General features: G+C 69.6%; 9 protein-coding genes and 2 pseudogenes. 8 read left to right on the top strand and 3 right to left on the bottom strand.

Annotation, left to right across the window (positions count from 1 at the left end):
- Positions 1-385 precede the first annotated feature (385 nt).
- Both ABZ818_RS41095 and ABZ818_RS41100 read right to left on the bottom strand, forming a co-directional pair.
- Positions 386-1,204 (bottom strand): DUF2625 domain-containing protein, encoded by an 819-nt coding sequence (locus tag ABZ818_RS41095; protein ID WP_361426972.1) that lies wholly within the window; start codon positions 1,202-1,204, stop codon positions 386-388.
- Positions 1,205-1,329: 125 nt separating this feature from the next.
- Entirely contained in the window at positions 1,330-1,920 is a 591-nt protein-coding gene (locus ABZ818_RS41100) for a TetR/AcrR family transcriptional regulator (protein ID WP_361426975.1), read from the bottom strand.
- Positions 1,921-2,077: 157 nt separating this feature from the next.
- Here ABZ818_RS41100 and ABZ818_RS41105 point away from each other — a divergent pair, with 157 nt between their 5' ends.
- Together ABZ818_RS41105 and ABZ818_RS41110 are read left to right on the top strand one after the other, a co-directional pair.
- Entirely contained in the window at positions 2,078-3,097 is a 1,020-nt protein-coding gene (locus tag ABZ818_RS41105; RefSeq protein WP_361426978.1) for an aldo/keto reductase, read from the top strand.
- A 139-nt stretch (positions 3,098-3,236) separates the two neighbouring features.
- Entirely contained in the window at positions 3,237-3,488 is a 252-nt protein-coding gene (locus tag ABZ818_RS41110) for a hypothetical protein (protein ID WP_361426981.1), read from the top strand.
- 661 nt (positions 3,489-4,149) lie between these two features.
- Here the strand turns inward: ABZ818_RS41110 and ABZ818_RS41115 are convergent.
- Positions 4,150-4,800 (bottom strand): TetR/AcrR family transcriptional regulator, encoded by a 651-nt coding sequence (locus ABZ818_RS41115; RefSeq protein ID WP_361426984.1) that lies wholly within the window; start codon positions 4,798-4,800, stop codon positions 4,150-4,152.
- A 137-nt stretch (positions 4,801-4,937) separates the two neighbouring features.
- Here ABZ818_RS41115 and ABZ818_RS41120 point away from each other — a divergent pair, with 137 nt between their 5' ends.
- The 6 genes and pseudogenes from ABZ818_RS41120 (at position 4,938) to ABZ818_RS41145 (ending at position 10,163) form a co-directional block, all read left to right on the top strand.
- On the top strand, positions 4,938-5,969 hold the full coding sequence (locus ABZ818_RS41120; RefSeq protein ID WP_361426987.1) for a medium chain dehydrogenase/reductase family protein: 1,032 nt from the start codon (positions 4,938-4,940) through the stop codon (positions 5,967-5,969).
- 179 nt (positions 5,970-6,148) lie between these two features.
- Positions 6,149-6,343, top strand: a pseudogene (locus ABZ818_RS41125) (transposase family protein); the annotation flags it as partial.
- A 28-nt stretch (positions 6,344-6,371) separates the two neighbouring features.
- Entirely contained in the window at positions 6,372-7,349 is a 978-nt protein-coding gene (locus ABZ818_RS41130; RefSeq protein ID WP_361426990.1) for an ISL3 family transposase, read from the top strand.
- 172 nt (positions 7,350-7,521) lie between these two features.
- A pseudogene (locus ABZ818_RS41135) lies at positions 7,522-7,590 on the top strand (HAD family hydrolase); the annotation flags it as partial.
- Positions 7,591-8,112: 522 nt separating this feature from the next.
- Complete coding sequence (locus ABZ818_RS41140; protein ID WP_361426993.1) at positions 8,113-8,484, top strand: CU044_2847 family protein; 372 nt, start codon at positions 8,113-8,115, stop codon at positions 8,482-8,484.
- Positions 8,485-8,576: 92 nt separating this feature from the next.
- Positions 8,577-10,163, top strand: coding sequence for a trypsin-like peptidase domain-containing protein (locus ABZ818_RS41145; RefSeq protein WP_361426996.1), 1,587 nt, complete (start codon positions 8,577-8,579; stop codon positions 10,161-10,163).
- The last annotated feature ends 77 nt before the right edge of the window (positions 10,164-10,240 follow it).

Here is a 10,240-nt window from a genome sequence, read left to right on the forward strand (position 1 = left end):
CATGCTCCGGGACGTCCTGTGGACGGCGGCGGAAGCGGCAGGACTGCCGACCAGGGGTGCGGGCGCGCTACGGGGTCTACAGCGCGGAGGTGCCGCCGGCGATGCGGGCGCCGACCAGTTGGCCGGCTGATAACAAGCCCAGCGGTGGCGGGGTGCCCGAAGATCGACAGAAGCGAAGCCGTTGCGCCCGGGGGTGCACGGCTTTGCCGCGACGTCAGGCGGTGGCGATGCGGCGCTCGTTGCGGGCCCTGGCGGCGGCGTGGTCACCCCGGCCGTCGGCGGTGCGGGGTATGGGCGCCGGGGCTGCCGGGCCGAACACTTCCTCGCTTTCGCCGGCATCGCCACCGCGCTCATCTGCTACCGGCGTCTGGGCGGGTGAGCCGGTTCATGCGACTCCGAGGAACCCTGGGTCGGCGCCGTCGAACTGAAGGCACAAGTCGCGGCTCAGACCCAGGAGCTCCGCCATGGGCACCGCACGGCGGCTGGTCGCCGACAGATCCTGGCGGGCCTCGGCCGACCACAACGGCGGGAAGAACGACAATCCCTGTCGGCCCTTCAGTACGGAGACCTCAGTGCGCCAGCCGTCCCACCGCAGGCCTTCGTAGAACTTCCGAAGCCCTCCGGAGAGAATCCAGGACAGCCAGGCCGAGTGCCCGGCCCCCAGCGCCTCCCAGCCAAGGGCGTCGGGGGCGAAGTAGAGGATCTCGCCCGGCTCGCTGGGCCGACCGGCCTCCCGGGGGTTGCCCCCATTGAGGGCGAACACCCCGCCCAGCACATCGTGCGCGACCACAAGCCCCGCCCCTGGCCGCCAGGCTGGCTCGAACGCCGAGGGCATCGCGTTGATCTCGGCTAGACCCGGTAGCCCCTCGGCGTCGGTGCCACGCGGGCTTCCGAAAATGCGCAACCATCCGCTGTCCACGAGCAGACCGCCGCAATTCAGCACGATCCCGCCCAGATTTGACCGGGCCGAGATCTGGAGCTGCAGCAGGGACGCGCGTCCTGTCTCGGCATCGCCGGGCAGCACCTCAACTGGTACGTCAGTGCCGGACAGCTCCTGGAGGAGGAGCGGCCAGGCTGGATCATCGACGTTGATCAGCTCATCGACCTCGCGCACCCCCGCATCGTCGCACCAGTACCGGAGGCTCAGTCCGCCGGGGACCTTCGCTTCGATCCACCAAACGAGATGATCTCTAACAACCCGCATGTAGCTGAGCGTGGCGAGCTGTTTCGGATCGGGTGTTCGAGGCCCGTCAGGGCCCGCTGGTGTGGCTGATGGCCTGCATGACTCTGGGGGTGTTGACGGTGCCGAACTTGGTCACGGTGTCGCGGCTAGTGCGGTAGGCGCAGTCCTGCGATGAGGATTTCGGCCAGTCGACGTGCGTCGTAGCCGGGATCGCTGTCCGCGCCGATGCAGAGGTTGCCGACTCCGCGCATGAGTTCGTAGGCACTGATGTCGGAGCGGATCTCTCCAGCGGCTGCTGCGGCTTTGAGTAGCCGGGCGCAGACAGGCACGAGGCGGTCGAGGAAGTAGGCGTGCAGCGTGTCGAAGGCGGCGTTGTCGGACTGGAGCACCGCGGCGAGTCCGTGCTTGGTTACCAGGAAGTCGACGAAGAGGCTGATCCACCGTCCTAGTGCGGCATGAGGAGTCGGGCCGGCTGCCAGGAGTGTTGGACCGGCCTCGGCGCAGGCGTCGACCTGGTGCCGGTAGACGGCGATGATGAGGTCCGCTCGCGTCGGGAAGTGGCGGTAGATCGTGCCCAGCCCGACGCCGGCTTTGGTCGCGATGTCGCGTACGGGTGCTTCCACGCCTGACGTGATGAAGACCGCGGCAGCCGCGTCGAGCAGGGCCTCCTTGTTACGCCGGGCGTCCTTCCGTTTGGACTGGGCCGCGCGCTCTGCGCCCTGGTCGCTGTCGTTCACCGCGCTCCTCCACCGTCATCGCACTTGCCAAACCGGAACAGCGTTCCGTATCGTTCCGGAACGAGGTTCCGTTTTGCTTATGATGCCAGAGCAGGAGCCGGACATCCAAGCCACCCATCGCCACCACGTTCCACCCGCAATGAGGAGACACACGGTCATGCAGTACCGCACCTTGGGCCGCACTGGTGTGCAGGTCAGCACCCTCGCGCTCGGCGCGATGAACTTCGGCAAGATCGGGCGCACCACCCAGGACGAGGTCACCGCCATCGTCGACGTCGCTCTTGAGGCCGGGATCAACCTGATCGACACCGCCGACGTGTACGGCGGCGGCGAGTCGGAAGAGATGGTCGGCAAAGCCATCGCCGGCCGCCGCGAGGACATCGTGCTGGCCACCAAGGCAAGCCTGCCGATGGGCGACGAGCGCAACCATCAGGGCGGCTCGCGCCGCTGGCTGGTCACCGCACTGGACGACAGCCTGCGCCGTCTCGGTGTCGACCACGTCGATCTCTACCAGATCCACCGGTGGGACCCCCGTGCCAGCGACGAGGAGACGCTGTCGGCTCTGACCGACCTGCAGCGCGCAGGAAAGATCCGTTACTTCGGCTCCTCGACCTTCCCCGCCTACCGCATCGTGCAGGCACAGTGGGCCGCCCGCGAGCACCACCTGAGCCGCTACGCCACGGAACAGCCCAGCTACTCGATCCTGCAGCGCGGAATCGAGGCCCACGTCCTGCCCGTGACCGAGGAATACGGGCTCGGTGTGTTGGCGTGGAGCCCATTGGCCTCAGGCTGGCTGTCGGGCGCGATCCGCGAGGGCCGGGAGATCACCAGCAACCGCTCAGCGTTCATGCCGCAGCGTTTCGATACCACCGTCCCCGCCAACCGGGCCAGGCTCGAAGCAGTCGAGCGGTTGGCCAAGGTCGCCGACGAGGCCGGCCTGACCATGATCCAGCTCGCGCTCGGATTCGTGACCGCGCACCCTGGCGTGACCGGCGCGCTCATCGGCCCCCGCACGCTGGACCACCTGCACTCGCAACTCGCCGCCGCAGACACCGTGCTCTCCCCCGACGTACTCGATGCGATCGACGCCATCGTGGTCCCCGGCACCGACCTGGCCGCGCACGAGAAGAACGACACTCCGCCCGCGCTGCTCGACCCGTCCCTGCGACGCCGCTGATCGACCGAGGGACAGCCTCAACCTCCTCTCCCCCCACTTCTCGGATCCGCGGGAATCGCACAGGTGCCCGACGAGCCTCAACGACCTGGGTGCAGACCTCCACGGTATTCACCAGCAGTCACTGACACGTAGGAGAACGGTGAGAGGACCCCGGCGCCTGACCGGGGTCCTCTCACCGTTCTGTGGTGACGGTTCAGCCCCGGGGACGGGCAGCCGGGTCGCGTTCGGCGACATGCCGGGCGACCGCATCGAGGCCGATGCCCGCATCCCCTCCGGCGAGACTCTCCAGTACTTGTTCGGCTCCGGAATCGCCAGCGCCCGCGGCGCACGTACCCAGGTGCCGCTGGACGCTCTCCTCGGCACGACGACGCGCCTGCTCTTCGACCTCTAGAGTGATGAAGCCGAGAAGATCACCCGACTCCTCGGTGTCCAAGGTCCGCCCCCCGAGGAGCCGTAGAGTCAGCCCAGCTTCGACGACGTGTAGGACGCGCGAGCGAGATCCGCCAGCTGCCCCTTACCGATGCCCGCGACCTTGAGATGGGCCGCCTACACCTGCCCGGCCGCACCCTCCACTTGGCCGAACCGGTCCGCGTCCGTCTGGCCACCTGCCTCACCCACCGCAGCCAGCGCTGGCCACACGCCGCCAACCCGCACCTCTTCATCACCAGCAGCACCGCACCGCCCACCCCACCCGTCAGCCATCCCTGGCTTTACTGGGGCGTCGAAGTTGAGCGGTGCGCCTCGACTGGCCCGCTGATGATCCGTCACGGGCGGCGATGGAGCCGGTGACCCGGGTACAAAGATGCCCGCGGTCGTGAGTGATCATTTCTGTTCTCTACGCAGAACGATCAGTGGTTCGGCGTGTGGTCCTCGCTCGCACCGTCCGTTTGAGCCCGCTCGACAGCGGGGATCCACCAAGCCACTGACCGGTCGTCCGCCTCGGCGTGGTGGCGGCGTAGAACGCCCGCAGCCGTTCCTTGAACTCTTCGAGGAACGGCTGCGGGCGTTCTCGGCCATGTCCACGGCATCCCGCCCTCCATCAACCCATGTCGTCAACAACCCCCGATGGCTTCCGTTTCGGAGGCGTAGAGCTGGGCGGGGTCGAATCCCATGCCGGTGAAGTGGCCCGCGAGTTCGAGCGAGAGCACGCCGTGGAGGCGGGTCCAGAAGGCGAGGGCCCGGCATAGCGCCGACGGCGAGGCCGGGTGCTCTCCGGCCCAGGACCGGTGCTCGGCGAGGTGCGCATCGAGCGCGGACGGCGGGGTGGCTGGCGGTTGCTCGGCGGCGCAGGCGTCGAGGAGGCGGGCCATGATCTCGGAGGCGATGCGCGTGGTGTCGTCAGGCGCCTGGTACCCGGGCACGGGGGTGCCGTAGATCAGGAAGTACCGCTGGGGGTCGTCCAGAGCCCACCGGCGTAGAGCCTGCGCAAGGTCGCCGAGGCCGGCGCCGGTCTCGGCGCGAGCGCGGAAGGTGTCGGCCAGGCTGCGGTAGGCGTCCTTGACGAGTTCGCTGATCAGCTCGTTGCGGTTGGCAAAGTACCGGTAGAGGGCCGGGCCGCTCATGCCCATGTGCTTGGCGATGGCGTTGAGGGACAGGGCGGATGCCCCGGCGGCGGCGATCTGGGCCCATGCGTGCTGCTTGATCTCCTCGCGTACCTGGGTACGGTACCGCTCCCTCGGAGTCCTCGCGTCCGCCTCGATCACGACTCGCCTCCCACTCTCCCGAAGCCGCACCATCACCTGCTCAGTTAGAGCCTATCACCAACGCTCTTGACTCTCACTCTCGATGAGTTATAACTTCTAACGAACGCAAATGCATCTACCAACCAGAGGGGTTGATCATGGAAAGCGCCCACCTCGTTCAGGTCGTTCTGCCGGGCATCGTGGACCCGGAAGGTCTGCAGATCCGCCAGGCAGCCGTACCGGACGCCGGCCCGGGACAGATCGTGATCGCCATGGAGGCGACCGGGGTTTCGTTCGCCGAGCAGCAGATGCGCCGCGGGCGGTACTACGACCAGCCGCCGTTCCCGTTCGTGCCGGGCTACGACTTGGTGGGCCGGGTGCTGGCGACCGGTCCGGGCGTCGACCCGAACCTGGTCGGCCGACGGGTGGCCGCGCTGGTCAAGGTCGGCGCGTGGGCCAGCCATGTGGTGGTCGACGCCGAGGACGCGGTCCTGGTCCCCGACGGCCTCTCGGCCACTGAGGCCGAGACCGTCGTGGTCAACGGCATCACGGCCCGGCAGATACTGCACCGCAGGGCCCGGGTGCGCGCGGGGCAGACCGTCCTGGTGCACGGCGCCGGCGGCGGCGTCGGCTCCGTCCTGGTCCAACTCGCCCGCGCGGCAGGCGCCAAGGTGATCGGCACGGCGTCGCCCCGGCACCATGAGGCCCTGCGGGAGCTGGACGTCATCCCGGTCGACTACCGTGACGGCGACGTGCCCTCCCGGGTCCGCGAGTTGGCGCCCGCCGGGGTGGACGCGGTCTTCGACCACGTCGGCGGACGGAGCGTCATCGACTCCTGGCACCTGCTCGCCCCCGGCGGCACCCTGGTCGCCTACGGCAGCGCCTCCACTCGCGACGTCACCGGCTCCAAGCAGTGGCCGGTCATGAAGATCCTCGCCCGCACCTGGCTCTGGAACACCCTGCCCAACGGGCGCCACGCCCACTTCTACAACATCTGGGCGGGCCGGGCACTGAACAAGAATCGCTTCCGCGCCTGCCTGCGCGCTGACCTCACCGAGGTCTTCGCCGCCGTCCGCCGCGGCGACGTCACCGCCCGCATCGCCGCCCAACTCCCGCTCGCCAAGGCCGCCGAGGCCCTGCGCCTGGCGGAGTCGGGCACCGTCAGCGGCAAGGTTGTTCTGACCCCCTGACGCGCACCGTCCCAGGCCCGCTACGCCGACGACACAGTCACGGGCGGCGATGGAGCCGGTGACCCAGGTACAAAGATGCCTGCGGTCCTGAGTGATCATTTCTGTTCTCTACGCAGAGCGATCAAGCAGGAGCCACGGGCTTGCTCAACGATACGACGTTGCTCCTCGACCTCGACGGGGTGTCCGTCGTTCGGGTCGAGCGACTGGCCGACGGCAGACGCCGGGTCCACCTGATCACGTCCGACGAGACCGCCCGGGCCTGCCCGGCCTGCGGGGTCTTCGCCACCCGAGTCAAGGGCTCCACGACCACCCGGCCCCGCGACCTGCCCTACGGCGAGAGCGGGCTGGAGTTCCGCTGGCACAAGCGACGTTGGTTCTGCCGCGAACCCGGCCGGACGCCGGGTGCGGGACGCCGGCTCCACCGTCATCCAGGCCGCCCGAGACCTGCACCTGTCCTGGCCCACCGTGATGGACGCCTTCCGCACCCAGGCCCGCGCCGTCGTCGAGGCGCCGCGGCCGAACGTGGAGGTGCTGGGCATCGACGAGACCCGGCGCGGGCGGCCGCGCTGGGAACAGGATCCGACCACCGGCAAGTGGCACCTGGTGAGGGATCGGTGGCACACCGGCTTCGTCGACGCGCTCGGCACTGGCGACCTGCTCGGGCAGATCGAGGGCCGCACCGTCGCCGACGTGCTCGTCTGGCTCGCCGCCACCCCGCTGGAGTGGAGGAAGAACATCAAGTACGTGGCCATCGACATGTCCACCACCTACCGCGCGGCCGTCCGCATCGCCCTGCCGCAGGCCACTGTGGTAGTCGACCACTTCCACGTGGTCCAGCTCGCCAACAAGATGCTGTCCATGGTCCGGCGCCGCACCACCGCCGAGATCCGCGGACGGCGCGGACGCGCCACCGATCCGGAGTGGACGGCCAGGCGGCGCCTGCTCCGAAACCGGGAGGACCTCACCGACGAGCAGTTCGCCGCGATGTGGAACGCCCTGATGGGTGAGGGGAAGATCGGCCAGCGGCTCCTGACCGCCTGGATCGCCAAGGAGAACCTGCGCACCCTCCTCGCCCTGGCTCGCACCGGTGCCGACCGCCACCAAGTCGGCCACGCGCGGTGGAAGTTCCTCGCCTGGTGCGCGGACTCCGACATCTCCGAGGTGCGGCAGCTCGCCATCACCGTCGACCGCTGGTGGCCCGAGATCGAGGCATTCATCAATACTGGCCACCACAACTCCAAGAGCGAGTGCATCAACCGCGTGATCAAGCTCGTCGCCCGCAACGCGTTCGGCTTCCGCAACGCCGACAACCAGCGGCTACGGACACGTTGCGTCACCACCCGGCAAGCCCGCGGGCACCTCCGCACCGCTCAATTTTGAAGACCCCGCAATCCCGGTTTTCTCCCACGGGGGCTGGGGCTGAGCTGCTCGATCGCGTTGATCGCTGTGGGCCAGACGACTGGCAGGGGCGGTACGTGGCCGAGTGGCCACGCGAGGACTTCGAAACAAGGTCCGCGACGCGGACAGGTCCCTGCTCCGCCGCCAAGCCCGCTGGCGCGCCGCTCTCATCGCGACGATCATCGCCAAGCTCGAAGGCGCCGACCCCGCCCGGGCCGCGTTCCACGGTCAGCCACATCTCGTGGGGTTTGAGGGCCCACTCCTGGAAGAGGTACGCCGTCGGGTGGTGTCGTCTCCGCCTCGGTATGACGGGCTCACCACTGGGGCGGAGGAGCCCCGCGCGAGCCACGTCTGTGCAGACGTGGGAAGCTGGAGAGCATCCGGTACCGGCCGGGTGCCGGGCGAAGTGCGCCACCGGGGCCTGCTGTTCCGGCTCCGGGTCTGCGCGCCCGAGTGCCCGCCGTTCCTTACCGGCGGCGGCCCGCCACCTACTGACCTTCACCGCCGGCCTCCCGCGCCCGGACGCCGACAAGCTGGAGTGCCTGATCCAGGGCATCGAATACATGGGCCAGGGCCACGAGAACGCCCAGTGGCGGATGGTGACGCCCAGCGGTGTGCGTGGGGTCCAGCATCGGGCACCCGGACGTCCGGAGCTGCTGGGAGTCCGACATCGACGTCGCGCAGGCCGGGATCGGATTCGGTAAACCCCCTGCGCTCCAAGCGAGTTGATCGGCATCATGGGCATGTGACGCATTTTGCCGAGATACTGCTGGCCGACGACACCTCCGTGCGCCTGGAGCTGGCGCCCGTGGGGGCTGCTCGCAACGGTACGGGCGGGGACCAGCCCGGGGGCATCGACGGGGTCACCCCGGTCGGGCGGAGCGACCGGGCCGCCACCCTCGCCACCGGCACGCTGCGCGCCGTGCTGCGCCCCCTCGGTCCGCTGCTGCAGGAGGTGCACGACGCGGTGGGCACCGCGCACGACCGGCCGCAGGAGATCACGGTGCAGTTCGGCGTGCAAGTCGGGCAGGATCTCAAACTGGGGATCGTCGGGGCAGGTGTCCAGGCCAGCCTCAGCGTTTCGGCGACCTGGCGAATGCCGAACGGTACGGGCTGACCGTGGGGTGGTTCCGCTGCGTGGGCGCCGACTCGCGTCCCCCTGCCGTTTCGATTCTGAGCCGACTGGACGGCGAGCCCGTCGGCTCGGGCGTGCTGCTGCCCGGTCAGCATGTACTGACCTGCGCCCATGTGGTCAACTGTGCCGTCGGCTGTGAAATGTTGGCCGTGCAGCACCCCGGACCGGTCTCGTTACAGATCCGGGTGTACGGGCCAGACATCACCCACATGTGCCAGGCCGAGCTGACGGCGTGGATAGCTCCACGCCCGGCGGACGGGGGGCTCGGGGCGTATGAGTGGAACGGCGACCTCGCCGTGCTCCGCCTCGACTCCGCACTGCCCCACGGCATCCAGCCGCCCCGCTGGCATCCCATGGCGGAAAAGCAGCTCGTGCGCGCCTGGCACGGCGGCGCGGAGCGCGGCTCCTTCGCCGATGTCGAAGTGACCGAGTGCAACGGCCGCTTCGGCTACGTGGACGCACTGCGCGACAAGCTCGCCGTCGACCGCGGCTACAGCGGCGGCCCCCTCTGGTCGGGCCGCGAGCGGGCCGTCGTCGGTCTCGTGACGGCAAGGCTTAACACTGACGGTGCGCTGCGGCGTGCCTGGGGCATTCCCTGGCAGCGGATCCGCGACGAACTGGCAGGTGCGGGTCTGGCAGCTCTCACCGCGCAGCCCGACGACGACGTGCGCGGGGATCCCTTCTACGCCGAACTCGTCGCCCTCCTGGACCGGAGGCTGCCCCATACCGAGGACTGGGCCCGCTGCGGGAGAGCCGTGGCCTGGGAGTGCGGGCTGGAGCACAGCGGAGACGGGGATCCGTCCGCCGAGGAGTTCGCCCACCTGATACTCACGCACGAACGCGCTCTGCCGACGCTGGTCGGAGCGTTGCGCAACGTCGCCCCGCGTCTGGCGGACGAACTCCTGCTTACCGGCCGCGACATCCGCTTTCCGCGGCTGCTCACCCCCGGGGAGTACGACCTGCTGGTGCGGCGCCTGGAGGTACTGGACGCGGCCTCCACCGCCCGTGTACCGGCAGCCCTGCGGGCGGCGCTGCCGCTGGCCGTCGTGCCCGAGCCGCTGGTCTCCCAGGCGTCCCGGGGTGAGGGCATCGGGGATCTCGTCGGATACCTCGAACGCCTTCCCGGCCCGCCCGCGTCCTCCTTCGGCCACCCTGGGGAGGCGGCCCCGGTCCCCGGGCTGGTGCGCGCCGTCGAGTTCCTGGCCGTGTGTTGCCCTTCGGAGCAGCGGGGCGCGCTGCGCCAATGGGGCGAACGGGTCGCCGCGCGGCTGGCCATCCACCGGTCCGCCCTGGAGGACCGCCGCAGGGACGCGGAGGAATGGGCCGCCCGGCAGGAGCGGACGGCGGCCCCCCGGCTGCTGGTGGAACTCTCCTCGTGCGGCACCGCCGACGGCGCGGCCTGTTACCGGCTGCGGCTGTGGTGCGACGATATAGACGGGCCGCGCCGAGTGTCCGCGGAGGACGACCGGCCGCGCACCGCGCAGGAGGCGGCCCGCGAGATCTTCGATGCTCTCGCGCCGCTCCACCCGCGGGAACCGGACGGCCCCCTGCCCGTCGTCGAACTCCTCGTCGACCGCGACGCGTTGGAACTCCCGGCCGACGAATGGCGGGATCCGGGTCTTGGCGGCCTGCTGACGCGCGTCCTAGTAGGACTCCGTTAGGTTGCTCTGGTTCTTGGGTTTGGGCTGGTGGTGGACGTTCTGGGCAGCGGGCGGTGGCAGGTGGTGCAGGTGCCGGT

The sequence above is a fragment of the Streptomyces sp. NPDC047453 genome (genome assembly GCF_040643155.1).
Taxonomy (GTDB): Bacteria; Actinomycetota; Actinomycetes; order Streptomycetales; family Streptomycetaceae; genus Streptomyces.

Excerpts from the sequence above, each read along its gene's own strand:
- ABZ818_RS41095 (WP_361426972.1), bottom strand. The coding sequence starts at position 1,204 with ATGCGGGTTGTTAGAGATCATCTCGTTTGGTGGATCGAAGCGAAGGTC.
- ABZ818_RS41105 (WP_361426978.1), top strand. The coding sequence starts at position 2,078 with ATGCAGTACCGCACCTTGGGCCGCACTGGTGTGCAGGTCAGCACCCTC.
- ABZ818_RS41120 (WP_361426987.1), top strand. The coding sequence starts at position 4,938 with ATGGAAAGCGCCCACCTCGTTCAGGTCGTTCTGCCGGGCATCGTGGAC.